At 68.1% G+C, this 24714-nt stretch carries 27 protein-coding genes; 12 read left to right on the top strand and 15 right to left on the bottom strand.

Annotated elements, in window-relative coordinates:
* From K0H49_RS17425 to sucC, 6 genes are all read right to left on the bottom strand, one after another.
* Positions 1–2271: a CHASE2 domain-containing protein gene (locus tag K0H49_RS17425; RefSeq protein ID WP_219215079.1), complete on the bottom strand. Its 2271-nt coding sequence runs from the start codon at positions 2269–2271 to the stop codon at positions 1–3.
* Positions 2272–2317: 46 nt separating this feature from the next.
* Positions 2318–2974, bottom strand: a complete 657-nt coding sequence (locus tag K0H49_RS17420; protein WP_219215076.1) for an FHA domain-containing protein — start codon at positions 2972–2974, stop codon at positions 2318–2320.
* A 65-nt stretch (positions 2975–3039) separates the two neighbouring features.
* On the bottom strand, positions 3040–3843 hold the full coding sequence (locus K0H49_RS17415) for a Stp1/IreP family PP2C-type Ser/Thr phosphatase (RefSeq protein ID WP_219215072.1): 804 nt from the start codon (positions 3841–3843) through the stop codon (positions 3040–3042).
* A gap of 17 nt (positions 3844–3860) precedes the next feature.
* A complete protein-coding gene (locus K0H49_RS17410; RefSeq protein ID WP_219215069.1) occupies positions 3861–4547 on the bottom strand; it encodes a TerC family protein in 687 nt (228 codons plus the stop codon).
* A 92-nt stretch (positions 4548–4639) separates the two neighbouring features.
* Entirely contained in the window at positions 4640–5533 is an 894-nt protein-coding gene (gene sucD, locus K0H49_RS17405) for a succinate--CoA ligase subunit alpha (RefSeq protein ID WP_140841234.1), read from the bottom strand.
* Between the two features lie 10 nt (positions 5534–5543).
* Complete coding sequence (gene sucC, locus K0H49_RS17400) at positions 5544–6707, bottom strand: ADP-forming succinate--CoA ligase subunit beta (protein WP_219215067.1); 1164 nt, start codon at positions 6705–6707, stop codon at positions 5544–5546.
* A gap of 183 nt (positions 6708–6890) precedes the next feature.
* Here sucC and argC point away from each other — a divergent pair, with 183 nt between their 5' ends.
* Entirely contained in the window at positions 6891–7814 is a 924-nt protein-coding gene (gene argC, locus K0H49_RS17395) for an N-acetyl-gamma-glutamyl-phosphate reductase (protein WP_219215066.1), read from the top strand.
* Positions 7815–7970: 156 nt separating this feature from the next.
* Entirely contained in the window at positions 7971–8408 is a 438-nt protein-coding gene (gene yiaA, locus K0H49_RS17390; protein ID WP_219215064.1) for an inner membrane protein YiaA, read from the top strand.
* Between the two features lie 44 nt (positions 8409–8452).
* Here the strand turns inward: yiaA and K0H49_RS17385 are convergent, their stop codons facing one another.
* The 3 genes from K0H49_RS17385 to K0H49_RS17375 form a co-directional block, all read right to left on the bottom strand.
* Positions 8453–9265, bottom strand: a complete 813-nt coding sequence (locus K0H49_RS17385; RefSeq protein ID WP_219215062.1) for an IclR family transcriptional regulator — start codon at positions 9263–9265, stop codon at positions 8453–8455.
* A gap of 68 nt (positions 9266–9333) precedes the next feature.
* On the bottom strand, positions 9334–10611 hold the full coding sequence (locus K0H49_RS17380; protein WP_219215059.1) for an L-fuconate dehydratase: 1278 nt from the start codon (positions 10609–10611) through the stop codon (positions 9334–9336).
* 156 nt (positions 10612–10767) lie between these two features.
* A complete protein-coding gene (locus K0H49_RS17375) occupies positions 10768–11541 on the bottom strand; it encodes an SDR family oxidoreductase (RefSeq protein WP_219215056.1) in 774 nt (257 codons plus the stop codon).
* Positions 11542–11807: 266 nt separating this feature from the next.
* Between K0H49_RS17375 and K0H49_RS17370 the strand changes: the two genes are divergently transcribed.
* The 7 genes from K0H49_RS17370 to K0H49_RS17340 all read left to right on the top strand — a co-directional run bounded on the left by K0H49_RS17370 (position 11808) and on the right by K0H49_RS17340 (position 17650).
* The gene (locus tag K0H49_RS17370; RefSeq protein WP_219215052.1) at positions 11808–12491 is read left to right on the top strand and encodes an amino acid ABC transporter permease; all 684 of its coding nucleotides are present in this window, start codon (positions 11808–11810) and stop codon (positions 12489–12491) included.
* Between the two features lie 10 nt (positions 12492–12501).
* Positions 12502–13158, top strand: a complete 657-nt coding sequence (locus K0H49_RS17365; protein ID WP_374122370.1) for an amino acid ABC transporter permease — start codon at positions 12502–12504, stop codon at positions 13156–13158.
* A complete protein-coding gene (locus K0H49_RS17360; protein ID WP_183028657.1) occupies positions 13142–13870 on the top strand; it encodes an amino acid ABC transporter ATP-binding protein in 729 nt (242 codons plus the stop codon). Before K0H49_RS17365 ends, K0H49_RS17360 begins: the two co-directional genes overlap by 17 nt.
* Positions 13871–13937: 67 nt before the next feature.
* Entirely contained in the window at positions 13938–14750 is an 813-nt protein-coding gene (locus K0H49_RS17355; protein ID WP_219215050.1) for a transporter substrate-binding domain-containing protein, read from the top strand.
* A 14-nt stretch (positions 14751–14764) separates the two neighbouring features.
* Complete coding sequence (locus tag K0H49_RS17350; protein ID WP_219215048.1) at positions 14765–15694, top strand: alpha/beta hydrolase; 930 nt, start codon at positions 14765–14767, stop codon at positions 15692–15694.
* A gap of 38 nt (positions 15695–15732) precedes the next feature.
* Entirely contained in the window at positions 15733–16536 is an 804-nt protein-coding gene (locus K0H49_RS17345; RefSeq protein ID WP_219215044.1) for a transporter substrate-binding domain-containing protein, read from the top strand.
* 4 nt (positions 16537–16540) lie between these two features.
* Complete coding sequence (locus tag K0H49_RS17340) at positions 16541–17650, top strand: mandelate racemase/muconate lactonizing enzyme family protein (RefSeq protein ID WP_219215041.1); 1110 nt, start codon at positions 16541–16543, stop codon at positions 17648–17650.
* An 18-nt stretch (positions 17651–17668) separates the two neighbouring features.
* On the opposite strand, the gene K0H49_RS17335 is transcribed toward K0H49_RS17340, so the two are convergent.
* From K0H49_RS17335 to recA, 3 genes are all read right to left on the bottom strand, one after another.
* A complete protein-coding gene (locus K0H49_RS17335) occupies positions 17669–18388 on the bottom strand; it encodes a hypothetical protein (RefSeq protein ID WP_219215037.1) in 720 nt (239 codons plus the stop codon).
* A 55-nt stretch (positions 18389–18443) separates the two neighbouring features.
* Positions 18444–18896 (bottom strand): recombination regulator RecX, encoded by a 453-nt coding sequence (gene recX / locus K0H49_RS17330; protein WP_219215035.1) that lies wholly within the window; start codon positions 18894–18896, stop codon positions 18444–18446.
* Between the two features lie 61 nt (positions 18897–18957).
* Positions 18958–20082, bottom strand: a complete 1125-nt coding sequence (recA, locus tag K0H49_RS17325) for a recombinase RecA (protein WP_219215033.1) — start codon at positions 20080–20082, stop codon at positions 18958–18960.
* A gap of 143 nt (positions 20083–20225) precedes the next feature.
* Between recA and K0H49_RS17320 the strand changes: the two genes are divergently transcribed.
* The 3 genes from K0H49_RS17320 (at position 20226) to K0H49_RS17310 (ending at position 22990) form a co-directional block, all read left to right on the top strand.
* Positions 20226–20708: a MarR family winged helix-turn-helix transcriptional regulator gene (locus tag K0H49_RS17320; protein ID WP_219215030.1), complete on the top strand. Its 483-nt coding sequence runs from the start codon at positions 20226–20228 to the stop codon at positions 20706–20708.
* A 112-nt stretch (positions 20709–20820) separates the two neighbouring features.
* Positions 20821–21495, top strand: a complete 675-nt coding sequence (locus tag K0H49_RS17315; protein WP_219215027.1) for a response regulator — start codon at positions 20821–20823, stop codon at positions 21493–21495.
* Positions 21496–21550: 55 nt separating this feature from the next.
* On the top strand, positions 21551–22990 hold the full coding sequence (locus K0H49_RS17310) for a sensor histidine kinase (RefSeq protein WP_219215023.1): 1440 nt from the start codon (positions 21551–21553) through the stop codon (positions 22988–22990).
* 3 nt (positions 22991–22993) lie between these two features.
* Here K0H49_RS17310 and K0H49_RS17305 read toward each other — a convergent pair whose 3' ends face one another.
* The 3 genes from K0H49_RS17305 to K0H49_RS17295 are packed head-to-tail and all read right to left on the bottom strand — an operon-like array spanning position 22994 to position 24623.
* Positions 22994–23176: a sporulation protein gene (locus K0H49_RS17305; protein WP_219215020.1), complete on the bottom strand. Its 183-nt coding sequence runs from the start codon at positions 23174–23176 to the stop codon at positions 22994–22996.
* Between the two features lie 2 nt (positions 23177–23178).
* Complete coding sequence (locus K0H49_RS17300) at positions 23179–23985, bottom strand: biotin--[acetyl-CoA-carboxylase] ligase (protein WP_219215017.1); 807 nt, start codon at positions 23983–23985, stop codon at positions 23179–23181.
* 11 nt (positions 23986–23996) lie between these two features.
* The gene (locus tag K0H49_RS17295; protein ID WP_219215014.1) at positions 23997–24623 is read right to left on the bottom strand and encodes an SET domain-containing protein; all 627 of its coding nucleotides are present in this window, start codon (positions 24621–24623) and stop codon (positions 23997–23999) included.
* Positions 24624–24714: the final 91 nt, after the last annotated feature.

Here is a 24714-nt window from a genome sequence, read left to right as displayed (position 1 = left end):
TTACTTGGTTTCGAAACGGATGGCGCCGTCCCAGTTCGGGTCTTGGGGCTGCCGCGCCATCGAGGCTAAACGCTTCTCGTAGACCTGGTAAAGGACTTTTTTGGCATCGACGGCGAGCAACGGCGCCAGCAGCTGGCGGGCCTCGGCCCACTGCTGCGACCGATAGGCCGCCAGCACCAGCGACCAGCGCTCCAGTTGCGCGTGCAGGGCCGGCTCGGCCTCGTCGACGCGCGCCACGGGCGTGAAGACGGCGACGGCGCGCGCCTTGCCGCGCACATAGACCCAGTCGAGCTCCTGCCAGAGGAACAACGAGCTGGCCTGGCGGGTGGCGTCGGTGGCCATGATCTCGGTACCGTAGTGGCCGTTGAGGCCCTCGAGCCGCGAGGCCAGGTTCACGGCGTCGCCCACCACCGTGTAGCTGCGGCGCACGGCCGAGCCCATGTCGCCGACGCTCATCACGCCGGTGTTCAGACCGATGCCCACGCTGATCTCGGGCCGCCCGCTGGCGCGGTGTGCCAGGTTGATCTCCTGCACGGCGGCCGCCATCTCGATGGCCGCCTGCACGGCCAGCACCGCATGGTCGGGCGCGTCGACCGGCGCGCCCCAGAAGGCCATGACGCAGTCGCCCATGTACTTGTCGACCGTGCCGCGGTGCGCGTTGATGATCGCGGTGAGCCGGCTGAACACGGTGTTGAGGAACACCTGGAGCTCGGTCGGCGCCATGGTCTCCGAGAGTTGCGTGAAGCCGCGCATGTCGCAGAACATCACGGTGAGCTCCTTGCTCTCGGCGCGCATGCTGTAGCGCTCGGGGCTTTCGAGCATCTCGTCGACCAGCTGCGGCGGCACGTAGGTGCCGAACAGCCGCGCCAGGCCGCGGCGCGCCCGGGCCTCGACGAAGTAGCCCCAGCTCATGTTGAGCACGAAGACCATGCCGATCATCAGCACGGTGGCCGCCAGCGGCAGCACCACGCCGAAGCTGGAGAACAGCGCGGCATTGAGCCCGACCACCACCACGCTGGCGCCCAGGCCCAGCAAGGCCGCGCGCGCGGCCGGCAGCAGCGACATGCCGATGGCCAGCGTGAGCCCGACGACCAGCAGCGCCAGCACCTCGTAGCCGGGCGCATAGTCGGGCACGAAGGGCAGGCGCCGGTCCAGCAGGCCCGAGATGATGTTGGCGTGCACTTCCACGCCAGGGAAGGCGGCACCGACCGGCGTGGCGCGCAGGTCCTGCAGCCCGGGGGCGGTGGCGCCGACCAGCACGATCTTGCCCTTGAGCTCGCCGGGCGCCAGCTTGCCGCGCAGCACGTCGACCGCCGAGACGTAGCGGAACGATCCGCCGCGCACGCCGCCCGGACCGCGGTAGGGCACCAGCAGGCTGGCACTCTGGTCGACCGGCACGCGCAGCCGGCGCCCGCCGGGCACGTCGAGCACCAGCGCCTCGAGCGGGGCGGCGCCGCCGGCCAGGCCCATGGGCGCGAGCGACGCGCTCACCGACGGCTGCCCGTGCGCCAGCCGGTAGACCGCGAGGCCCAGCGATTCGTAATAGCCCGGCACGGCCGCGTCGCCCTCGTAGCGGGCCATCAGCGGCGCCGCGCGGATCACGCCGTCTTCGCTGGTTTCGATGAGCACGTTGGTGAAGCCGCTGGCCGGCGCGGCCCGGGCCAGCGGCTCGATGCTGCCGGCAAAGCCGTTCCAGCGCGCGGTGCGATGGTGGCCCGAGGGAAAGGCGTCGGCCGGCAGCAGGGGCGCGGGCAGCTGGCCCTTGGCGTGCGGCTGCAGGGTCTGGGTGAAGTAGTAGCCGAGCGCCACGCGCCGGTCGGTCAGCGCGCGCGCAAAGCTGGCGTCGTGGTCCAGCAGGGGTGCCAGGCGGTCGATCTCGGCGGCGAAGGCGCGGTCGCCCCGCATTGGGCCGGCGGCCAGCCTGCGCAGGCTGCCCAGGCCGGTGCTGCCATCGGCCTCGACGAAGAGCACGTCGTAGCCGAGCACGGCCGCCTGTTGCCGGTCCATGAGTTCCGCGGTGAGATCGGCCAGCTTGTCGCGGCTCCAGGGCCACTGGCCGAACTGCTGGAGGCTGGGGTCGTCGATGTCGACGATGACGATGCGCGGGTCCAGCGTGTGCGGCATGGTGAGCCGCAGCCGCGCGTCATAGATGAAGTTGTTGAAGGGCTCGACGAAGGGAGAGCGCCAGGCGCCGACCGAATGGCCCAGCGCCAGCAGCACCGGCACCAGCGTGATGGCGATCCGAAGCCAGTGCCGGCGCAGCGCGTTCATGGCGCCAGGCCACGCGGGGAGACAGGCAAGGGCCGCTCAGTTCAGCTCAGGCGTGCACGAACTGCATGCGCGTGCCGCCCAGCTCCAGCACGTCGCCGTCCTGCAGGGCCACGGCCTCGTTGCCGAGCAGTTCGCCATTGAGGGTGGTGCCGCCGTCGATCGGCGCCACCACGTAGCCGTGCAGCCGGCGCGTGACCGCCGCCACCGCCACGCCGGGCTTGCCGATGGTGGTCACGACTTTTTCCAGGGAGAGTTCACGGCCCGCACCCGCGCCGGAGAGCACGCGGATGGCGGCCTGGGCGACGCCGCCACCGCCCAGGGGCGCCGGAATGGTCGGGCTGCTCGACAGCGGGATGGGCGCGAAGGGCGGCGGGGCGCTGACGCGGGCCGCGGCGCTGGAATAACCCCCGGGTTCGCTGCCCGAGAGGTAGCGGATCTTGTACTTGCCGACCTCGACGATGTCGTTGTTCTCCAGCGCCTGTTTCTTGATGGCGCAGGAATTGACGTAGGTTCCGTTGGTGCTGTTGAGGTCTTCGAGGTAGACGTCGCCACCGATCATGTGCAGCACGGCATGCTCGCCGCTGATGGCCAGATTGTCGATGACGATGTCGTTGTAAGGCCGCCGTCCCAGCGTGGTCCGGTCCTTGGCAAGCGTCACTTCCTTGATGACGACTCCGTCGATCGAAACGATCATTTTCGGCATGGCCGACTCCTCAAACTGCGAATTTTTATCAGCGCGGCCCAGAGAAACGTGAACCTTCCCTGGCCTTACCCTGCAGTGCGCGCGAGGCCGGCGCTTGCCAGAACAACAGAGATATTGTCCCGTCCGCCATTGTCGTTCGCCATCGCAACCAAAAGTAGTGCTTTTTGAGCCAGCCCGCAATTTTGTAACAAAAGTGTGGAAAGCTGCGCGTCGGACACCATTTCACTGAGTCCGTCGGAACATAACAGGTAAAGGTCCCCCGGCTGCGTGCTGTGTTCGTGCATCTCGAGATTCACCGAGCGTTCGATGCCGAGCGCCCGGGTCACGAGGTTGCGGTGCGGGGAGCGGGCCGCCTGCTGCGGCGTGATGACGCCGGCATCGAGCTGCTCCTGCAGCAGCGAGTGGTCGCGCGTGAGCAGTTCGAGCTGGCCGCGGCGCAGCCGGTAGCAGCGCGAATCGCCGATGTGGCCGATCACCACGCGCTGCGGGCCGAAGGCCGCCAGCACCAGCGTCGTGCCCATGCCCTGGAGCTGCAGGTTGGCCTGCCCGGCCTCGAGGATCGCGCTGTTGGCCTCGTCGGTGCCGGCCTGCAGTGCACGCCGCACGGCGCGTGCAGGGGCTGACGGACCGGCGTGGGCCAGCCAGCGGCCGAAGCTCGCCTGCAGCAAGGCCAGCGCCATGCCGCTGGCCACCTCGCCGCCGTTGTAGCCGCCCATGCCGTCGGCCAGGATCGCCAGGCCCAGCGCCGGGTCGAAGGCGACCGCATCCTCGTTGTTGGCCCGCACGCGCCCCGGATGGGTGAGCGCGGAGAATTCCCATGACCGGGCGCCGTCTTCCTGCGGGGAAGGAGAAGTATCGGGGCGGTTCATGGGCAGCGGTCGAAGGCTCAGTGCGCGGCGGCGCGGCTGCCGCGCCGATTCAGCGCGCGCCCGACGAACACCACGAAGGCAGCGCCAGCTGCGGCACCCGCATAGTGCAGCCACGGGTTGGCCGTCAGCACGTCGCGCAGGAACACGTCGCTGACGATGGTTTCACCGCCGACCCAGCCGATCAGGGCGGCGCCGAGCAGGACGATGATGGGGAAGCGTTCCATGAGCTTGATCATGAGCGTGCTGCCGAAGATCACCAGCGGGATGCTGATGGCCAGGCCGAGGATCAGCAGCGTGGTGTTGCCCTGGGCCGCGGCCGCCACGGCGATCACGTTGTCCAGGCTCATCACCAGGTCGGCGATCAGGATCGTGCGCACGGCGGCGAACAGGCTGCCGTACTCCTTGCTCTCGCCCTCGCCATGGTCCTCGTCGCCCAGCAATTGCAGGCCGATCCACAGCAGCAGCAGGCCGCCGACGATCTGCAGGAAGGGCAGGCCCAGCAGCTTGGCCGCCACCACCGTCAGCACGATGCGCAGCACCACGGCCGCACCCGAGCCGAAGAGCACGGCCTTTTGTTGCTGCGCGGGCGGCAGCGAACGGGCGGCCATCGCGATCACCACCGCGTTGTCGCCCGAAAGAATGATGTTGATCCAGACGATCTTGACCAGACCGATCCAGAAGTCAGCGCTTTGCAGTAGTTCCATGTCTCTCTTTTTCCACTGTTATGTATTGAAAAAGCGCCCGCAATATGAATTGCGAGCGCTTTTCGTTTGTGTGTGGTCGCGGGACGCGATGCTTACAGGCGGGCCTTCAGCAGCTTGGCCAGTTCCGAGAAGTTGCGCGTCACGGTGAAGCCCGACTCTTCCATGATGGCGAGCTTGGCATCGGCCGTGTCGGCACCGCCCGAGATCAGCGCGCCGGCGTGGCCCATGCGCTTGCCCGGAGGCGCGGTCACGCCAGCGATGAAGCCGACCACCGGCTTCTTCATGTTGAGCTTGCACCAGCGGGCTGCGTCCGCCTCGTCCGGGCCGCCGATTTCGCCGATCATGATCACCGCGTCGGTGTCCGGATCGTCGTTGAAGGCCTGCATCACGTCGATGTGCTTCAGGCCGTTGATCGGGTCGCCGCCGATGCCGACCGCCGACGATTGGCCCAGGCCGATTTCCGTCAGTTGCGCCACGGCTTCATACGTCAGCGTGCCCGAACGCGAGACCACGCCGATGCGTCCCTTGCGATGGATGTGGCCGGGCATGATGCCGATCTTGATTTCGTCGGGCGTGATCAGGCCGGGGCAGTTGGGGCCCAGCAGCAAGGTCTTCTTGCCGCCGGCCGCTTCCTTGGCCTTCATCTTGTTGCGCACTTCGAGCATGTCCTTGACCGGAATGCCTTCGGTGATGCAGATCGCCATGTCCAGGTCGGCTTCGACCGCTTCCCAGATCGCTGCGGCAGCGCCCGGAGGCGGCACGTAGATCACCGACACGGTGGCGCCGGTCTGCGAGGCGGCTTCCTTCACGGAACCGAAAATCGGGATACCGAAGATCGACTCGCCGGCCTTCTTCGGGTTCACGCCCGCCACGAAGGCGTTCTTGCCGTTCGCGTATTCCTGGCACTTTTCCGTATGGAATTGACCGGTCTTGCCGGTGATGCCTTGCGTGATGACCTTGGTGTCTTTGTTGATGTAGATCGACATGACTTGTTCCTTACTTGGCGACTGCCGCAACCACTTTTTGAGCCGCGTCGGCCATCGTGTCCGCGCTGATGATGGGCAGGCCCGAATCGGCCAGCAACTTCTTGCCTTCGACTTCGTTGGTGCCCTTCATGCGCACGACCAGCGGCACGGAGAGGTTCACGGCCTTGCAGGCCGCGATCACGCCGGTGGCGATGGTGTCGCACTTCATGATGCCGCCGAAGATGTTCACGAGGATGGCTTCCACGTTCTTGTTCTTCAGCATGATCTTGAAGGCTTCCGTGACCTTCTCGGGGGTGGCACCGCCGCCCACGTCCAGGAAGTTGGCCGGCTCGCCGCCGAACAGCTTGATGGTGTCCATGGTGGCCATCGCCAGGCCGGCGCCGTTCACCAGGCAGCCGATGTTGCCGTCGAGCGAGATGTAGGCGAGGTCGAACTTCGAGGCTTCGACTTCGGCCGCGTCTTCCTCGTCGAGGTCGCGCAGGGCCACGAGTTCGGGGTGGCGGAACAGCGCGTTCGGGTCGAAGTTGAACTTCGCGTCGAGCGCCATCACGTTGCCCTTGCTGTCACGGTTGAGCGGGTTGATCTCGACCAGCGAGGCGTCCGTCTCCATGTAGCAGGTGTAGAGCTTCTTGAGGATGTCGACCGTCTGCGCGGTCGAATCGGCCGGCATGCCGATGCCGTCGGCGATCTGCTTGGCCTGTTCGTCGGTCAGGCCCTTTTCGGGGTCTGCGAACACCGTGATGATCTTTTCCGGCGAGGAGTGGGCCACTTCCTCGATGTCCATGCCGCCTTCGCTCGAGGCGATGAACGCGACCTTCTGGGTCGCGCGGTCGGTCACGGCGGAAACGTAGTATTCCTTGTTGATGTCGGCGCCGTCTTCGATGTAGAGGCGACGGACCTTCTGGCCTTCGGGGCCGGTCTGGTGCGTGACGAGCTGCATGCCGAGGATTTCACCGGCCAGCTTCTTGACGTCCTCGATGGTCTTGGCGACCTTGACGCCACCGCCCTTGCCGCGGCCACCCGCGTGAATCTGGGCCTTGACCACCCACACGGGGCCGCCAAGTTTCTGGGCGGCCTCGACCGCCTCCTGGACCGTGTAGGCCGCAATGCCGCGCGGCACGGGCACGCCGAACTTGGCAAGAATTTCCTTGCCTTGGTACTCGTGAATCTTCATGAGGTTTCTCTCGGACGGAGGTTTGAAAACGGGAGATGGTTGATGCTGTTGCTCGTGGGCCACGGCGTCCTGCAGGGCGGGGGCGACGAACAATCAACGACTGTATCATGGTGCGCCGCACCAAAGGCGAGCGCCTTCCTGCGGACATCACGTACCCTCTTTCTCCGTAGAAACACCCACCCCATGGCCAAGGTCTTCATCGACGGCGAAGCCGGCACCACCGGCCTCCAGATTCGCGAACGTCTCGCGAAGATGCCCCAGATCGACATCGTGAGCATCGCGCCCGAGCTGCGCAAGGACGTCAACGCCAAGCGCGACCTGATGGCCGGGGTCGACCTGGTGATCCTGTGCCTGCACGACGACGCGGCCATCGAGTCGGTGGCGCTGATCGACCAGTTGCCGGGTAAAAAGCCCAAGATCGTCGACGCCTCGACCGCGCACCGCACCAACCCCGACTGGGTCTTCGGCTTCCCCGAACTCGTCGAAGGCCACTGGCAAGCCGTCGCCAAGGCCGAGCGCGTGGGCAACCCCGGCTGCTATGCGACCGGTGCCATCGCCATCGTGCGCCCGCTGATCGACGCCGGCCTGCTGCCCCAGGATTTCGCGATCGCGCTGCCTTCGGTCAGCGGCTACTCCGGCGGCGGCCGCAGCATGATCGAGGCCTACGAGGCGGGCGACGCCGCGCCCTTCGAGACCTATGCGCTGGGCTTGAAGCACAAGCACATCCCCGAGATCATGAAGTTCACCGGCCTGACCCGTCGACCGGTGTTCATTCCGTCGGTGGGCAACTTCAAGCAGGGCATGCTGGTGCAACTGCCGCTGCACCTCGACGACCTGCCCGGCCAGCCGAAGGCCAGCGACCTGCACGACGCGCTCGCCGCGCACTATGCGAAGAGCAACACGCCCGAAGGCTTCGTCAAGGTGCTGCCCCCCACGGCCGACGGCAAGCTCGAGCCGACCGCGCTCAACGACACCAACGAGCTCGAGCTGCGCGTGTTCCCGAACGAGGACCACCGCCACGCCGTGGTGATCGCGCGCCTGGACAACCTGGGCAAGGGCGCCAGCGGCGCCGCGGTGCAGAACCTCAAGCTGATGCTGGGGCTCTGAGCCCCGGCCTCCTTTTCGCTCCGGCTTCCCGGACGCCCCGCGCTGCGGGCACCGGCGCGGGCCGCCTCACACGGCCCAGACCGCCCGCGCGCCACCTGCCACGGCCCGGCCGCATCGCACCATAATCGCGCCTCCAATCACATCGAGGAGGCTCTCATGGCTGTCAGTTTGCAGAAACCCACCGGCGCATTCGTCGCCGCGTCCTGGGCCGCGCTGGTCATCGGCTCGCTGGTCTATCTGATCGGGCTGTGGAACGGCTCCATGCAGCTCAATGAAAAGGGCTACTACTTCACCATCCTGATGTACGGCCTGTTCGCCGCCGTGTCGCTGCAGAAGAGCGTGCGGGACCGGCTCGAGGGCACCTCGGTCACCGCCATCTACTACGGCCTGTGCTGGATCTCGCTGCTGCTGTCGGTGGCGCTGCTGGCCGTCGGCCTGTTCAACGCCACGCTCGCCAACAGCGAGAAGGGCTTCTACGGCATGTCCTTCCTGCTCGCGCTGTTCGGTTCGGTGGCCGTGCAGAAGAACGTGCGCGACATCGCCTCGTACAAGAGCCAGCAGCCGCTGGCCGACGACGTGCCCGACGTGGGCTGACCCCCGCCCGGCACAGAACGCACGCAGGCGCCTGCGCGCGCTCCTCAGGCCAGCTCGTTGAAGCTGCTGTGCCCCATCAGCGCCGACAAGCGCGCCGCGATGTTGGCCACGATCTCGCAGACCTGGTCGACGTCGGGCGTGACCTTCTGGTCGATGCGCTCGATGTGCGGCACGTTGATGGCCGCGATCACATGGTTGGCCTGGCCCAGGATCGGGAAGGCGATGTTGCGCACGCCCTTGATCTGCTGGCTGGGCATCGAGGCGTAGCCGCGGCTGCGCACCTCGCCCAGCAGCGCGAACAGCTCGCCCGGGTCGAGCTCCTGCTCGCCCTCGACCTTGACCCGCGCGGCCAGCATGCGGGCGCGGTCCACCTCGTCGCGGAAGGCCAGCAGCACATGGCCGGCCGAGGTGTCGGTCAGGCCGATGGTCACGCCCACCTTGAGGCCGAAGGTCCAGCGGTCGGGGCCGTCGACCTGCGCGATCACCACCACGCGTCCCTGCTGGTACATGGCCAGGTGGCAGGACTGGTGGGCGCGGTTGGCCAGCTCGCGCATCAGCGGCAGCGCGGTCGCAACCAGCGACTTGAGCGGCTGCTGGCGGTGCGAGAGCTCGAACATGCGCAGCGTGAGCGTGTAGCGGTCGTTCTCGTCGACGCGCACGAAGCCGCGCCGCTCGAGCGTCACGGCCATGCGGAAGATCTCGCCGACGCTGCGCGACACCTTCTGCGCCAGCTCGTTGAGCGTGTAGCCATGCAGGCTGTCGGCCAGCGCCTCCAGGATGTCCAGGCCCTTCTCCAGCGCGGGCGCCGAATAGCGCGCGCTGGCGGCATCGTTGGCAGGGGCGGTCGGTTCGGTCATCTCGTCTCTCCATCACGCCGCAGCAGGCCGGCGTGCCTCGTTCATGTCAGGAATGCCGCGGCTCGCCGTCAGGCATGAAACTCGTACTGTCGCAGGGACTCGGGCTTCATGGTGATGGAAAAACCGGGCGCCGTCGGCGGCATGTAGGCCGCGCCGCGGATCACGCAGGGCGTCTCGAAATGCTCGTGCAGATGGTCCACGTATTCGATCACGCGGCCCTCGCGGGTGCCGGAGATGCAAAGGTAATCGATCATCGACAGGTGCTGCACGTACTCGCACAGGCCCACGCCGCCGGCGTGCGGGCAGACCGGCAGCTTGTACTTCGCCGCCATCAGCATCACGGCCAGGATCTCGTTCACGCCACCCAGGCGGCAGGAGTCGATCTGCACCACGTCGATCGCGCCGCGCATGATGAACTGCTTGAACATGATCCGGTTCTGGCACATCTCGCCGGTCGCGATCTTCACGGGCGACACGCCCTCGCGGATCTTGCGGTGGCCTTCGATGTCGTCCGGGCTGGTCGGCTCCTCGATGAACCAGGGCTTGGCGAAGGCCAGCTGATTGACCCAGTCGATGGCCTGATCGACCTCCCACACCTGGTTGGCATCGATCATCAGGTGACGGTCCGGGCCCAGCACTTCACGCGCCACCTTGAGGCGCCGGATGTCGTCCTGCAGGTCGCGGCCGACCTTGAGCTTGATGTAGTCGAAGCCCGCGTCGACCGCCTCCTGTGCGAGCCGGCGCAGCTTCTCGTCCGAGTAGCCCAGCCAGCCGGCCGAGGTGGTGTAGCAGGGGTAGCCCTCGGCCTCGAGCGTGCGGATGCGCTCCTCCTTGCCGACGGCGGCCTGCTGCAGCAGCGTGAGCGCTTCCTCAGGCGTGATGCAGTCCGTGATGTAGCGGAAGTCGATGCAGCGCACCAGTTCTTCCGGCGACATCTCGGCCACCAGTCGCCACACCGGCTTGCCCTCGGCCTTGGCCCAGAGGTCCCACACGGCGTTCACGATGGCGCCGGTCGCCAGGTGGATCGCGCCCTTGTCCGGACCGATCCAGCGCAGCTGGCTGTCGCTGGTCACGTGGTGCCAGAAGCGCCCCATGTCGGCCGCGATCACCGCCAGGTCCTGACCCACCAGCAGGTGGCGCATGGCGCGCAGCGCGGCGCAGCAGATCTCGTTGCCGCGGCCGATGGTGAAGGTCAGGCCATGGCCCTCGAGGCCCGGCTGGTCGGTCTCGAGCACCACGTAGGCGGCCGAGTAGTCCGGATCGGGATTCATCGCGTCCGAGCCATCCAGGTGCTGCGATGTGGGGAAGCGGATGTCGAGGACCCGGAGGTCGGTGATGCGCGTCATGGTGTGTCCGATAAGAGAAAGTGAAGGGCAGGTCAGCCGATGCAAGCGCACAGCCCATTCCAGGGATACCGCGGAACCGGCTCCGCCGGGCCGCCGGTATCGCCCCCTCGAGGGGGGAGTTGAGCTACACGAAGTGAGCGAGAGACGGGGGTGGGATTAATTTGACCAACCGCCATCGATCATGTGGATGGTCCCCGTCGTGAACGCCGATTCGTCCGACGCCAGGTACACCACCAGCGCCGCGACTTCCTCGGGCCGGCCGACGCGGCCGATGGGCTGGCGCGCCACGAAGGCCGCGCGCACCGCCGCCTCGTCGGCGTTCGCATCGCGCGCCTGGGCCGCGATGCGGCCGCGCAGCGAGGGCGACTCGATGGTGCCCGGGCAGATCGCGTTGCAGCGGATGCCCTTCTGCACGAAGTCGGCCGCCACCGCCTTGGTCAGGCCGATCACCGCCGCCTTCGAGGCGCCGTAGACGAAGCGGTTGGGCACGCCCTTCACGCTCGAGGCCGCCGAGGCCATGTTGATGATCGAGCCGCCGCCGTGCGCCAGCATGGCGGGCAGGAAGCTGCGGATGGTGCGATACATCGACTTGACGTTGAGGTCGAAGCTGAAGTCCCAGTCGCTGTCCTCGCATTCGAGGATGCTGCCGCCGTGCACGAAGCCCGCGCAGTTGAAGAGCACGTCGAGCGGGCCGATCTCGGCCGCCATGCGCGCCACGGCCGCGCTGTCGCGCACGTCCAGCTTCGCGGTCGTCAGGCCCGTCAGGCCCTCGGCGCGCGCGTCCTCGGCCAGTGCGGCCAGCGCCTCGTCGTTCATGTCCGTGGCCCAGACCTGCGCGCCTTCGCGTGCCAGCGCCAGCGCGCTCTCGCGGCCGATGCCGTTGCCGGCGGCCGTTACCAAAGTTCGTTTGCCCTGGACTCGTTGCGTCATGGTGTGCTTCCCGCGACGCATGCGCATCGCATTAATAAAAGAGTTTTTCGTTAGTGAAATTTAAGCGCGTCACGATACCAAAGGAAGGCCGCCCCTGGAGAACCCTTGCGCTCGGTGTTAACCCTATGGAGAAAGCAGGGTTCGGCCTGACAGAATCGCCGCCGACAACATAAAAACATCTTTCATTTGCAAAAACACAGGGCGCTGACTTTCTGTCGCGCTTCAGGGCCGGCCCCCACCGCGCGGCCTGCTTCCAAGGAGACCTCGTGAACTATCAGTTCGATTTCGAGCCGGTGCTCGCGCAGTGGCCGCTGCTGCTCGAAGGTGCCTGGACCACGGTCCAGCTGTCCTTCGTGGCGACCGTGCTCGGCTTTGCGCTCGGAACCGTGTGCGCGCTCGGCCGCAACAGCCGCCATCGCTGGCTGCAGCGCCTGACCGGCGGCTACGTCGAGGCCATCCGCAACTCGCCGTTGCTGATCCAGAGCTACTTCCTGATCTTCGGCCTGTCGAGTGCCGGCGTGACGATGCCGATCATGGTCGGCGCGGTGCTGGCGCTGGTCATCAACATCGGCGCCTACAGCTGCGAGATCATCCGCGCGGGCATCGAGTCGATCCACAAGGGCCAGCTCGAAGCCGCCGAATGCCTGGGCCTGTCGAAGGCGCAGGTGTTCTGGCACGTGATCCTGCGCCCGGCCGTCGAACGCGTGTATCCCGCGCTGGCCAGCCAGTTCGTGCTGCTGATGCTGGCCTCCAGCATCATGTCGTCGATCGGCGCCGAGGAGCTGTTCGGCGTGGCCAACCGGATCCAGTCGGACACCTTCCGCAACTTCGAGATCTTCCTGGTGCTGTGGGCCGTGTACCTGGCGCTGTCGTATGCGATGCGCCTGGGCTTCTGGCTGCTGGCGCAGATCGTCTTCCCGCGCCGGCGCAAGCTCGGCACCCCGCTGTGAGGGCCGCACCATGACATTCATGCCGGTCGATCACTTCGGTTTCCTTCTCATGGGCGCGTGGGGCACGCTGCAGCTCTCGGCGCTGGCCTTCGTCGGCGGCGGCCTGATCGGGCTGGCCGTGGCGCTGGCCCGGGTCTCGCCGCTGCGCGCCGTGCGCATCGCCGCCACCGCCTACATCCAGGTGGTGCAGGGCACGCCGCTGCTGGTGCTGATGGGCGTGTGCTTCTTCGGCCCCAACATCATGGGCATCGGCTCGGTGCCGGCGCTGGCCGCGGCGGCGCTCGCCATCACCATCTACTCCAGCGCCTTCCTCGGCGAGATCTGGCGCGGCTGCATCCAGTCGGTGCCCAAGAGCCAGTGGGAAGCCGCCGAATGCCTGGGCCTGACGCGCCTCGAACGCATGCGCCGCGTGATCCTGCCGCAGGCACTGCGCATTGCGACGCCGCCGACCGTCGGCTTCCTGGTGCAGATCATCAAGAACACCTCGATCGCCTCGCTGGTGGTGGGCTACGCCGAGCTCTCCTACAACGCCAAGGTGCTCAACAACTCGACCTTCCAGCCCTTCCTGTACTTCGGGTGTGCGGTGGTCCTTTATTTCATCATGTGCTATCCGCTGTCCCGCTGGAGCCGCACGCTCGAAAGGAAGCTCAATGCAACCCGTGGTTGAACTCGAACAGGTCCACAAGCGCTTCGGCCAGAACCATGTCCTGCGGGGCGTGTCCTTCTCCGTGAACCGCGGCGAGGTGGTCGCCATCATCGGCAAGAGCGGCTCGGGCAAGAGCACCGCGCTGCGCTGCATCGACCGCCTGGAGACCATCGACAGCGGCACCATCCAGGTCTGCAACCATCAGGTGCATGACGCCGCGCTCGACCTGCGCGCGCTGCGCCGCGACGTGGGCATCGTGTTCCAGAGCTACAACCTGTTCCCGCACCTGACGGTCAAGCAGAACATCACGCTGGCCCCGCAGTCGGTGAAGAAGCTGGGCGCCAGCGAGGCCAACGCGCTGGCGCTGGACGTGCTCCAGCGCGTGGGCCTGGCCGAGAAGGCCGACGCCTACCCCGAGCAGCTCTCGGGCGGCCAGCAGCAGCGCGTGGCGATCGCGCGCTCGCTCGCCATGCAGCCGCAGCTGATGCTGTTCGACGAGGTCACCTCGGCGCTCGACCCGGAACTCACCGGCGAAGTGCTCAAGGTGATGGAGAAGCTCGCGGGCGAGGGCATGACCATGATCCTCGTGACGCACGAAATGGCCTTCGCGCGCGGCGTGGCCAACAAGATCATCTTCATGCACCAGGGCCAGGTCTGGGAGCAGGGCGACGCCAGCATCCTGAGCGCGCCGCAGACGCCCGAACTGCGCCAGTTCCTCGGCACGGGGCTCTGAGCCAGCACCGCACCGGGGCCCGGTCCGCCCGCGTTTCTTCGTTCCCATAACTACAGGAGACTTTTCGATGACCCGTTCCCGCCCCGTGCGCCGCCGCGCCCTGCTGTCCGCGCTGCTGCTGGCCGCGCCCTTCGCGCTGATACAGCCAGCGCAGGCCGACCAGCTCGACAGCATCACCGCGGCCAAGAAGATCCGCATCGGCGTCGATCTTTCCGTGCCGCCCTATGGCATGAAGGACGAGCGACTCAACTCGACCGGCTCCGACGTGGACACCGCGCGGCTGATCGCGAAAAGCCTGGGCCTGGAGCTCGAGATCGTGCCCACCATGGGCGCCAACCGCATCCCCTTCCTGGTAACGGACAAGGTCGACATCGTGGTCTCGAGCTTCTCGATCACGCCCGAGCGCCAGAAGGTCATCGACTTCTCCACACCCTACGCCGCCATCCTGGCGGTGGTCGGCGCGCCGAAGGCGATGTCGATCAAGACGCCGGCCGACCTGGTGGGCAAGCGCATCGCGGTGGGCCGCGGCAGCACCAACGAGGCCGAGCTCAACAAGATCGTGCCGGCCGGCGCGCAGGTGGTGCGCTTCGACGACGACGCGACCTCGATCACCGCGGTGATCAGCGGCCAGGCCGACGCCTTCGCCACCGCGCCCTCGCTGTTCAACCGCATCAACCAGCTGGCGCCCGCCAAGCAGATGGAAACCAAGATCGTGATGCAGGCCAACATGCTGGGCATCGGCCTGCGCAAGAACGAGCCGGCGCTCAAGGCCCGCATCGACGCCATCGTGAAGGCCAACCTCAAGGGCCCGCTCAACGACATCTACCGCAAGTACCACGGCACCGAACTGCCGGCCGACCTGCTGAAGAGCGGCGACTGAGACCAAGGAAGCCCATGCTCGACCGCGAACTCCTTCCCTTCGTCGCCGCCGGCAAGAAGGCCTGGCCGATCCCGCCCGAACAGCTGCCGGTGGCCGAGTGGCGCCAGCGCTACGAGAGCCTGACGGTGGCCGCGCGCAAGCCGCGCCCGGTCGGCCTGAACGTGGTCGACACCACGATGGGCGACCCGGCGCAACCGGTGCCGGTGCGCATCTACCGCGGCGAGGGCACGCAGCCCCGACCGGCGATGGTGTTCATGCACGGCGGCGGCTGGGTCATCGGCAGCATCGAGTCGCACGACGAGATCGCTGCAGACATCGCGGCCGACACCGGCTGCACCGTGATCAGCGTGGGCTACCGGCTCGCGCCCGAGCACCCCTTTCCGGCCGCCTTCGAGGACTGCCTGAGCGTGCTGCACCACGTGGCCGCGCATGCCGCTGAACTGGGCATCGACGCCGCGCGCATCCTGGTGGGTGGCGACAGTGCCGGCGCCAACCTGGCGGCGGCGCTGAGCCTGGCGTTGCGCGGCACGCCGCAGGCGCCGCTCGGCCAGGTGCTGCTCTACCCCTGCCTGGACGTCGACTTCACGACGCCCTCGTACCTGGTCAACGCCGATGCGCCCGTGCTCACCAGCACCCAGATCCGCTGGTTCCTGCGGCAGTACCTGCAGGCCCCCGGCGATGCGAGCGACCCGCGCGCCGTGCCGATGGCCGCAGCCGACCTGCGCGGCTGTGCACCGGCCTTCATCGGCTCGGCCGAGAACGATCCGCTGCACGACGACGGCGCGCTCTACGCGCAGCGGCTGCGCCAGGACGGCGTTGACGTCACCTTCGACGACGGCCCCGGACTGATCCACGGCTACCTGCGTGCCCGCAGCACGTGCGCCGCCGCACGCCACAGCTACGCCGAGATGCTCGCCTGGGTGCAGGCCATCACGCGCGGTTGAACCTCGCCCCTTTCACCTCCTCACCCCGACGAAACACCATGACCCACAACCTGCACCGCATCGCCTCCGCCCTGCTCGTGGCTTCCGCCGCACTCTGCGCCACGCACGCCAGCGCCGACCAGCTCGACACCATCACCGCCGCCAAGAAGATCCGCGTCGCGATCGACCTGGCCGTGCCGCCGTACGCGATGAAGGACGAGAAGCTCAACGCTGTCGGCTCCGACGTCGAGACCGCGCAGCTGCTGGCCAAGAGCCTGGGCCTGGCGCTCGAGATCGTGCCCACCACCGGCGCCAACCGCGTGCCTTTCCTGCAGACCGACAAGGCCGACATCGTGATCTCGAGCATGTCGGTCACGCCCGAGCGTGAGAAGGTGGTCGATTTCTCGATCCCCTACGCCGCCATCCTGGCGGTGGTCGGCGCGCCCAAGAGCATGACCCTCACCGGCCCGGCCGACCTGGTGGGCAAGAAGATCATCTCCACGCGCGGCACCACCAACGACCAGGAAGTCACCAAGATCCTGCCGGCGGGCGCGCAGATCGTGCGTTTCGACGACGACGCCACCTCGATCACCGCGGTGGTCAGCGGCCAGGCCGACATCTTCGCGACCGCGCCGCCGCTGCTCAAGACCATCAACGAGAAGAACCCGGCCAAGCAGATGGAGCCGAAGTTCACGATGAAGGTCAACATGCTCGCGATCGGCCTGCGCAAGAACGAGCCGCGCCTCAAGGAAAAGCTCGATGCCTTCGTGAAGGCGCACCTGCAGAGCGGCGAGCTCAACACCATCTACAAGAAGTACCACGGCGCCGACCTGCCCGTGGAAGTGACGCGCAACGGAGGCTGAGCCGATGGCCAAGATCGACCAGGTCGAGATCGCGCAGATCGACATCGCACCCAAGGTGGTGCGCACCGACGCCATCCAGTCCTTCGTGACGCAGGAGACCGTGATGGTCACCGTGCGCTGCGACGACGGTTCCACCGGCACCGGCTACACCTACACCATCGGCACCGGCGGCTCGTCGATCGTGGCGCTGTTGCAGGACCACCTGGCGCCGCGCCTGATCGGGCGCGATCCGCAGCACTACGAAGCCATCTGGCGCGACCTCTTCTTCCACACGCACGCCACCGCGGTCGGCGCGATCACCAGCCTCGCGCTGGCGGCCGTCGACACCGCGCTGTGGGACCGCAACGCCCGCGTGGCGAAGCTGCCGCTGTGGCAGCTGGCCGGCGGCGCGCAATCGCGCGTGCCGGTCTACACCACCGAAGGCGGCTGGCTGCAGATTCCGCAGGCGCAGCTGGTCGAGCAGACGCTGGCGGCGCAGGCCGCGGGTTTCCTGGGCGCCAAGGTCAAGGTCGGCAAGCCGCACGTGGCCGAGGACATCGCCCGGCTGTCGGCGGTGCGCGCGGCGGTGGGCCCAGGCTTCGAGCTGATGGTCGATGCGAACCAGAGCTTCACGGTCTCCGAGGCGGTGCGCCGCGCGCGCCAGTACGAGGCCATCGACCTCGCCTGGTTCGAGGAGCCGATGCCGGCCGAGCACGTGCGCGCGCATGCGCAGCTGCTGGCCAGCACCAGCGTGCCGGTGGCGGTGGGCGAGTCGATGTACCACCTGTCGCAGTTCGCCGAGTACATCCAGCAGGGCGCCTGCTCGATCGTGCAGGCCGACGTGGCGCGCGTGGGCGGCATCACGCCCTGGCTCAAGATCGCGCACCTGGCCGAAGCGCACAACATCGCGATGTGCCCGCACTTCCTGATGGAGATCCACGTGAGCCTGTGCGCGGCCGTGCCCAACGGCCGCTGGGTCGAGTACATCCCGCAACTCGACGACCTCACGACCAGCCGGCTGCAGATCGAGTCCGGCTACGCGGTGGCACCGTCGACGCCCGGCCTGGGCATCGAATGGGACCCGGCCCAGCTCAAGGCACGCCGCAAGTTCGAGCCGCTGGTGGTGCGCGGCTGATCCTCGCGCGGGGCGGCCTCAGGCGATGAGCCAGAGGCCGAAGCCCAGCAGCAGGGCGTGCGCGGCCAGCGCGATGTAGAGCGCGGTGCGCGACGGGGTCGCCATCTCCTGCAGCGTCTCGCCGATGCGTTGCTGCAGCAGCGCACGCAGGGCCGGGTCTTCCACGCCAGCCTCGGTGCCGCCATGCGCGGCGCGCTCGGCCTGCCAGTCGGCCAGCAGCGTCGACAAGGGCAGGCGGTTCAGCACGAAGCCGATCACGGCCCGCACCGCGCGGCCCTCGCCCAGCACCGGCGCGAGCTGGCGGCTCAGTGCATCGACCGACAGCCATTCGGAGCTGCGCTGCAAGGCGCCATGGGTGCGCGGCATCGCCTCGACGCGGCCCGCGATGGCAGCGCCCAGGCGCTGCGCGATCGTGTCGCCATGCGCCAGCACCACCTGACGCAGCGCACGGCTGCGGCCCTGCGCGATGCCGAGCATCAGGTAGAGCGGGATGAAGCCCAACAGCAGCAGGGCGACCAGCACCGAGGGCGAGAACAGCAGCGCGATCACCGCGCCCGCGCCGCCGGCGCGCGCCGCGGGCATGCCCGGGCCGCTGAGCTGGCTGATGTAGAAGAAGAACACGCCGCCGCCCAGCAGGATGGCCAGCAGCGCACTCCGGAAGACGGCGCCGGCAAAGGCGGTGCCGGCGCGCAGGCCGGTGCGACCGAGGGAAGGCGAGGGGGAGGGGTTCGACGACATGGGCCGGATCATGCCAGCCGCCCCACGGCGCCATCGGCCGGCGCCGGCCGGCACTTCACTCGTCGTCGCTGTCGCTGCGCAGGACCTTGCCCACCACCGCACCGGAGAAGCCACGGGCCATCAGGAAGCGCGCCTGTTTGGCACGCTCCTTGGCATCCTGCGGCAAGGCATCGAAGCGACGCCGCCAGACTTCACGCGCGCGCGCCGGCTCGCTGTCCTTGAGCTGCGCCACGGCTTCGGTGATGGCCTCGGGCGCGATGCCCTTCTGCTGCAGTTCCTGGCGCACCCGCGCGGCACCCATGCGCGAGGCCCGCTGGTTGAGCACCGACTGCACCACGCGCGATTCGCTGATGAAGTCCTTGGCCGCCAGTTCGTCGAGCGCCTGCGCCAGGGTGCCCGGCACCTCTTCGTACTTCGCCAGCTTGCGTTCGAGTTCGGGCCGCGAATGCTCGCGCTGGCTCAGCAGGCGCAGCGCGCGGCCCTTGAGGGAGGGAGCGGCGAAACCCATGAAGGCATGCGGCGACCGGAAAGGCATGCCCGCCGCCAGGCGGCAGGCACGCCCGTCCCGATCAGGCCTGCGGCTGCTGCTTGGCGGCCTTGGCGTCGGCCTTGGCCTTGGCCTTGGCTTCCGCCTCGGCCGCTTCGGAACCTGCATCGGCCGCGAGCAGCGGGATGCCCAGCGATTCGCGCACCTTGTTCTCGATCTCGCGCGACAACGTCGGGTTCTCGCGCAGGAATTCGCGTGCGTTGTCGCGGCCCTGGCCGATCTTCTCGCCGTTGTAGGCGTACCAGGCGCCCGACTTGTCGACGATCTTGGCGGTCACGCCCATGTCGATGATCTCGCCTTCGCGGCTGATGCCTTCGCCGAACAGGATGTCGAATTCGGCCGTCTTGAAGGGCGGGCTGACCTTGTTCTTGACCACCTTGACCTTGGTCTCGTTGCCGATCGCCTCTTCACCCTTCTTGATCGTGCCGATGCGGCGGATGTCCAGCCGCACCGAGGCGTAGAACTTCAGCGCGTTGCCGCCGGTGGTGGTTTCGGGCGAGCCGAACATCACGCCGATCTTCATCCGGATCTGGTTGATGAAGATGACCATGCAGTTGGTCTTCTTGATGCTGGCGGTCAGCTTGCGCAGCGCCTGGCTCATCAGCCGCGCCTGCAGGCCCGGCAGCGAGTCGCCCATGTCGCCTTCGATTTCGGCGCGCGGCGTGAGCGCGGCGACCGAGTCGACCACGATCAGGTCGACCGCGCCCGAGCGCACCAGCGAGTCGACGATCTCGAGCGCCTGCTCGCCGGTGTCGGGCTGGCTGATCAGCAGGTCGGACAGGTTGACGCCCAGCTTCTGCGCGTACTGCACGTCGAGCGCATGCTCGGCGTCGACGAAGGCACAGGTGCCGGCCTGCTTCTGCATCTGGGCGATGACCTGCAGCGTGAGCGTGGTCTTGCCCGAGGATTCAGGGCCGTAGATCTCGATCACGCGGCCGCGCGGCAGGCCGCCGACGCCCAGCGCGATGTCCAGGCCCAGCGAACCGGTGGAGACCACCTGCACGTCTTCCAGCGCCTCGCCCTCGCCCAGCCGCATGATCGTGCCCTTGCCGAACTGCTTTTCGATCTGCGCGAGCGCGGCCTGCAGGGCCTTGGCCTTTTCGCTGCCGGCCACCGAGATGCTGCTGCCCTTGACGAGTGCGTCCATGAGAAATCTCCTTGAATATCAACGGGTTGTTGGGTTTTCATCCCGCTGCGTTTAATGACAGGCTGGATGCTTGAACAGTAGTGTAGCGGCCTGTACTTTCGCGGCAACCCACTTTTTGATCAGTTTGGCTTACTATTAAAGCCATGAGCGACAGCCCCTTCCCGACCGACCCCGACGCCTGGCGCCAGACCCATCTGGGCCGGCTGCTGGGCCATGCGATGCGCCGCTTCGACGAGCGCGTGCTGGCGCTGATGGCGCACGACGCCGACGTGCCGCTGGCCCTGTCGAACCTCGCGGCGCGCGCACAGGTCAGCGCGGCCCACATCCACATCACCCGGCACCTGGCGCGCGGCGGTTCGCGCCTGACCGAGCTGGCCGAGCGCGCCGGCATGACCAAGCAGGCGATGGGCACGCTGGTCGACCAGTGCGAGGCCTGGGGCCTGGTCACGCGCGAGGCCGATCCGCTGGACGCACGGGCGCGGCGCGTGCGCTTCACGGCCGACGGACTGGCCTGGCTCGAGGCCTTCCGCCGGGCCGTGGCGCAAGCGGAGAGCGAGTTCCGCGCGAGCGTGGGCGACGAGATCGCCACCGTGGTCACGATAGGCCTCGAGGCCTACGCCGGCTGAGGGTCGCAGACCTTGAGCCAACGCAAGCCCGCAGGCGGCACGACGCCTAGAATCCGCCGCGGAGACGAGTAAAAAAAGCGCGACGACGCGCCCCACAAGCCGGAGGTGGCTCATGCGGATTCTGATTGCGGAAGACGACCAGGTGCTGGCCGACGCCCTGCTGCGCAGCCTGCGCACCTCGGGCGCGGCGGTCGACCGTGTGGCCACCGGCTCGCAGGCCGACGCCGCGCTGATGACCAACAGCGAGTTCGACCTGCTGATCCTCGACCTCGGCCTGCCCAACCTGCACGGCCTGGAGATCCTCAAGCGGCTGCGTGCGCGCGGCTCGCAGCTGCCGGTGCTGGTGCTCACCGCGGCCGACAGCGTGGAAGAGCGCGTCAAGGGCCTGGACCACGGCGCCGACGACTACATGGCCAAGCCCTTCTCGCTGCAGGAGCTCGAGGCCCGCGTGCGCGCCCTCACGCGCCGCGGCATGGGCGGCACCAGCAACGCGATCAAGCACGGCCCGCTGCTCTACGACCAGGCCGGCCGCGTGGCCACCATCGACGGCAAGATGATCGAGCTCTCGGCCCGCGAGCTGGGCCTGCTCGAGGTGCTGCTGCAGCGCGCCGGCCGGCTGGTCAGCAAGGACCAGCTGGTCGAGCGGCTCTGCGAGTGGGGCGAAGAGGTGAGCATCAACGCCATCGAGGTCTACATCCATCGCCTGCGCAAGAAGATCGAGAAGGGCCCGATCCGCATCGCCACGGTGCGCGGCCTGGGCTATTGCCTCGAGAAAATTGCCTCCTGATGCACCTTCGCGCAGTGCCCGTCGCCCGCTCCGTCCGTCGAACCTGGGGGCGGGCGTGAAGCTCTTCCAGCGCGCCCAGCGCTCGCTGTTCGGCGAGATCCTCGACTGGATGCTCACGCCGCTGCTGCTGCTGGTGCCGGTGAGCATCGGCGTGACCTGGCTGGTGGCGCAGGGCATCGCCAACGCGCCCTTCGACCGCGCGCTGGAGAACAACGTGCGCACGCTGGGCCGGCTGCTGGTGGTGCAGGACGGCCGCCTGCAGTTCCCCTTGCCGCAGGCCGCGCGCGACATCCTGAGCGGCGACGACACCGACGTCGTCTACTACCAGGTGCTCGACGGCCGCGGCCAGTTGCTCAGCGGCGAGCGCGACGTGCCGCCGCCGCACTCCGACGAGCTGCCGACGGCGGACATGGTCTACCTGCACGACGCCACGATGCGCGGCAAGGCGGTGCGCATCGGCTCGCTGTGGGTGGCCGGCGCCACGCCCGAGGCGCCGCATGCGCTGGTGCAGGTGGCCGAGACGCGCGAGAAGCAGTCTTTGCTGGCCACCGAGATCATCAAGGGTGTGCTGCTGCCGCAGTTCGCCATCCTGCCGCTGGCGGTGCTGCTGATCTGGCTGGCGCTGGTGCGCGGCATCAAGCCGCTGTCGGTGGTGGAGGCGCGCATCCGCGAGCGCCGGCCCGACGACCTGAGCCCGCTGGACGAATCGGGCGTGCCGCTGGAGGTGATTCCGCTGGTGTCGTCGGTCAACGAACTGCTCAACAAGCTGCACGATTCGATCGCCACGCAGAAGCGCTTCCTGGCCGATGCCGCGCACCAACTCAAGACGCCGCTGGCCGGGCTGCGCATGCAGGCCGACCTGGCGCAGCGCGAAGGGGCCAATGCCGAGGAGCTCAAGCAGTCGCTCAAGCAGATCGGCCGCGCCAGCGTGCGGGCCACCCACACGGTCAACCAGCTGCTGTCGCTGGCGCGCGCCGAGGGCAGCAGCGCCACGCTCGGGCGCCAGTCCTGCGACCTGGCGCGCCTGACCATCGAGGTGGTGCGCGAAGCCGTGCCGCGCGCCATCGAGCGGCGCATCGACCTGGGCTACGACGGCGCCGAAGCCGGCACGCCGGGCGTCACGCTGCAGGGCAACCCGACGCTGCTCAAGGAGCTGGTGCGCAACCTGGTCGACAACGCACTGAACTACACGCCCTCGCCGCCCGAGCATTCGGGCGTGATCACCGCGCGGGTGCTGGCCGACCCTTTCGGCCGGGTGGTGGTGCTGCAGGTGGAGGACAACGGGCCGGGCATCGCCGCGGCCGATCGCGAGCTGGTGTTCCAGCCCTTCTACCGCGTGCTGGGCAGCGAGGCCGACGGCTCCGGCCTGGGCCTGCCGATCGTGCGCGAGATCGCACGCCAGCACGGCGCCAGCGTGCAACTGGAAGATGCCCATCCGGACCAGCAGCCGCCGGGCACGCGCTTCAGCGTGCGCTTCGAACTGGACGACAAGTAGCGGCTACGGTGCCTTGCGGATCTGCAGCAGCTCGGGCCGCACCTGCAGCTCGACGCGATGCGGTTCGGCTTCGCCGAAGCCGGCCGGCTGGAAGCCCAGGGCCGCGAAGCTGCCGCGGCTCCAGGCGAAGTAGCCCAGGTTCGCCAGCACCAGCACCAGGAGAACGAAGCGTCCGCTGCCGCGCATGCTCAGGCGCCCACGCGCTGGCGCGGCCGCACGCTGACTTCGGAGCTGTTGATGACCTGCAGGCCGGCCGCGGTCTGCACCCGCAGCTCGCCGCCCCAGCCCACGCCGTCGCAGAGCCCGGCGGTGCCGTCGCTGAGCTGCACCTCGCGCCCGCGCAACGTGTCGCGCAGGGCGAAGCGCTCGGCGAAGGGCGCGAAGCCGCGTTCGGCAAAGGCCTGCACGGTGTCGACCAGCGGCGGCACCAGGTCGCGCAGCAGTTCGCCCGCGCTCGCCTCGAGCCGCCATTCGCCGATCCAGGCCGGCGGCGTGTTGAGGCCCTCGGCCTCGCGTGGGCCCAGGTTCAGGCCGATGCCAATCACCAGGTAGCGTTGCGCGGCTTCGGACTGCGGCAGAGCGGTCTCGATCAGGATGCCGCCGAGCTTGCGGTCTTCGCGCCAGAGGTCGTTGGGCCACTTGAGCTGCAGGCCCGCGGCGCCGCCCGGGTCCAGGCTCTCGGCCACGCTGACGCCCACGGCCAGCGACAGGCCCGACCAGTCGCGCGGTGCCAGCGGCAGGCCCAGCGAGAAGGTCAGCGAGGCGGGCTGCGCCGCTTGCTGCGCGCTCTGCCAGGGCCGGCCCATGCGGCCACGTCCGGCGGTCTGGCGCAAGGCCACCAGCAGCACCGGCGCCACGTTGCCCTGGCGCGCGCGGCGCATGAGCTCGGTGCTGGTGGAATCGATCTCGGTCACGACCTCGACCGCGAAGCCGGGCAGCTGGGGCGCCACGGCGGCGGTGATCTCGTCCTCGAACCAGGCGCTGGTTGCGTGCATCGCGGGCGTCCTCAGTCGGCGGCCTTGGCCTTCTTGCGCTTCTGCTTCTTCTTGTCGGCCTTGTCGGCTTTCTCCGCCTTCTCGGCCTTGCCGGCCTTCTTCTCCGCCTTGCGCTCGGCCTTCTCGGCCTTGGCCTTCTTCCTGGCCTTGCGCGCCTTCTTCTCGTCTTCGTCCTTGGGCGTGAGCAGCGTGCCGCGGCAGGCTTCCGAGCCGCACCAGCACGGGAACTCGGCCAGCAGCTCGGGCGTGTACGGCAGGTCGATGATCAGGCCGTAGTCGTAGTTGAGCTCTTCACCGGCCGGGATGTCGCGGAGCGCCTTGATGAAGATGCGGCCCTCGATCTCGTCGGCCTCGCAGTTCGGGTCGCAGGCATGGTTGATCCACTTGGCGGCGTTGCCGTCGACCTTGCCGTCGATCACGCGCTTGTCGTCGACGTGGAAGTAGAAGGTGTGGTTGGGCTGCGCCGGATCGTGCGGATGGCGGCGCAGCGCTTCCTTCCAGGAGATCACCTCGCCCTTGTATTCGATCAGCGTGTCGCCCTTGGCGATGTCCTGCACGGCGAACACGCCCTTGCCATGGACACCGGAACGGCGGGTCTGGATGCGGCGGCCTGGGATCGAAGGGATTTTTGAAGGCATCGCCGAAGTCTGATAGTTTGAATATGCACACACATGCGCGTGCGTGCGCACGCGAGAGCCGCCGATTGTAGGGCGCACTCGCGTTGCACAC

Origin of the sequence: Variovorax boronicumulans (assembly GCF_019352895.1) — a bacterium.
Taxonomy (GTDB): domain Bacteria; phylum Pseudomonadota; class Gammaproteobacteria; order Burkholderiales; family Burkholderiaceae_C; genus Variovorax; species Variovorax boronicumulans_A.
This window is presented reverse-complemented; position numbering and strand designations above follow the sequence as displayed.

What these genes read in the sequence shown, in the direction of transcription:
- sucD (WP_140841234.1), bottom strand. Translation starts at nt 5,533, where the DNA reads ATGTCGATCTACATCAACAAAGACACCAAGGTCATCACGCAAGGCATC.
- K0H49_RS17380 (WP_219215059.1), bottom strand. Translation starts at nt 10,611, where the DNA reads ATGACGCGCATCACCGACCTCCGGGTCCTCGACATCCGCTTCCCCACA.
- K0H49_RS17365 (WP_374122370.1), top strand. Translation starts at nt 12,502, where the DNA reads ATGACATTCATGCCGGTCGATCACTTCGGTTTCCTTCTCATGGGCGCG.
- K0H49_RS17420 (WP_219215076.1), bottom strand. Translation starts at nt 2,974, where the DNA reads ATGCCGAAAATGATCGTTTCGATCGACGGAGTCGTCATCAAGGAAGTG.
- K0H49_RS17300 (WP_219215017.1), bottom strand. Translation starts at nt 23,985, where the DNA reads ATGCACGCAACCAGCGCCTGGTTCGAGGACGAGATCACCGCCGCCGTG.
- argC (WP_219215066.1), top strand. Translation starts at nt 6,891, where the DNA reads ATGGCCAAGGTCTTCATCGACGGCGAAGCCGGCACCACCGGCCTCCAG.
- K0H49_RS17315 (WP_219215027.1), top strand. Translation starts at nt 20,821, where the DNA reads ATGCGGATTCTGATTGCGGAAGACGACCAGGTGCTGGCCGACGCCCTG.
- recA (WP_219215033.1), bottom strand. Translation starts at nt 20,082, where the DNA reads ATGGACGCACTCGTCAAGGGCAGCAGCATCTCGGTGGCCGGCAGCGAA.
- recX (WP_219215035.1), bottom strand. Translation starts at nt 18,896, where the DNA reads ATGGGTTTCGCCGCTCCCTCCCTCAAGGGCCGCGCGCTGCGCCTGCTG.
- K0H49_RS17375 (WP_219215056.1), bottom strand. Translation starts at nt 11,541, where the DNA reads ATGACGCAACGAGTCCAGGGCAAACGAACTTTGGTAACGGCCGCCGGC.
- K0H49_RS17295 (WP_219215014.1), bottom strand. Translation starts at nt 24,623, where the DNA reads ATGCCTTCAAAAATCCCTTCGATCCCAGGCCGCCGCATCCAGACCCGC.
- K0H49_RS17305 (WP_219215020.1), bottom strand. Translation starts at nt 23,176, where the DNA reads ATGCGCGGCAGCGGACGCTTCGTTCTCCTGGTGCTGGTGCTGGCGAAC.
- K0H49_RS17350 (WP_219215048.1), top strand. Translation starts at nt 14,765, where the DNA reads ATGCTCGACCGCGAACTCCTTCCCTTCGTCGCCGCCGGCAAGAAGGCC.
- K0H49_RS17410 (WP_219215069.1), bottom strand. Translation starts at nt 4,547, where the DNA reads ATGGAACTACTGCAAAGCGCTGACTTCTGGATCGGTCTGGTCAAGATC.
- K0H49_RS17415 (WP_219215072.1), bottom strand. Translation starts at nt 3,843, where the DNA reads ATGAACCGCCCCGATACTTCTCCTTCCCCGCAGGAAGACGGCGCCCGG.
- K0H49_RS17335 (WP_219215037.1), bottom strand. Translation starts at nt 18,388, where the DNA reads ATGTCGTCGAACCCCTCCCCCTCGCCTTCCCTCGGTCGCACCGGCCTG.
- K0H49_RS17355 (WP_219215050.1), top strand. Translation starts at nt 13,938, where the DNA reads ATGACCCGTTCCCGCCCCGTGCGCCGCCGCGCCCTGCTGTCCGCGCTG.
- K0H49_RS17345 (WP_219215044.1), top strand. Translation starts at nt 15,733, where the DNA reads ATGACCCACAACCTGCACCGCATCGCCTCCGCCCTGCTCGTGGCTTCC.
- K0H49_RS17340 (WP_219215041.1), top strand. Translation starts at nt 16,541, where the DNA reads ATGGCCAAGATCGACCAGGTCGAGATCGCGCAGATCGACATCGCACCC.
- sucC (WP_219215067.1), bottom strand. Translation starts at nt 6,707, where the DNA reads ATGAAGATTCACGAGTACCAAGGCAAGGAAATTCTTGCCAAGTTCGGC.
- K0H49_RS17320 (WP_219215030.1), top strand. Translation starts at nt 20,226, where the DNA reads ATGAGCGACAGCCCCTTCCCGACCGACCCCGACGCCTGGCGCCAGACC.
- K0H49_RS17425 (WP_219215079.1), bottom strand. Translation starts at nt 2,271, where the DNA reads ATGAACGCGCTGCGCCGGCACTGGCTTCGGATCGCCATCACGCTGGTG.
- K0H49_RS17385 (WP_219215062.1), bottom strand. Translation starts at nt 9,265, where the DNA reads ATGACCGAACCGACCGCCCCTGCCAACGATGCCGCCAGCGCGCGCTAT.
- K0H49_RS17360 (WP_183028657.1), top strand. Translation starts at nt 13,142, where the DNA reads ATGCAACCCGTGGTTGAACTCGAACAGGTCCACAAGCGCTTCGGCCAG.
- yiaA (WP_219215064.1), top strand. Translation starts at nt 7,971, where the DNA reads ATGGCTGTCAGTTTGCAGAAACCCACCGGCGCATTCGTCGCCGCGTCC.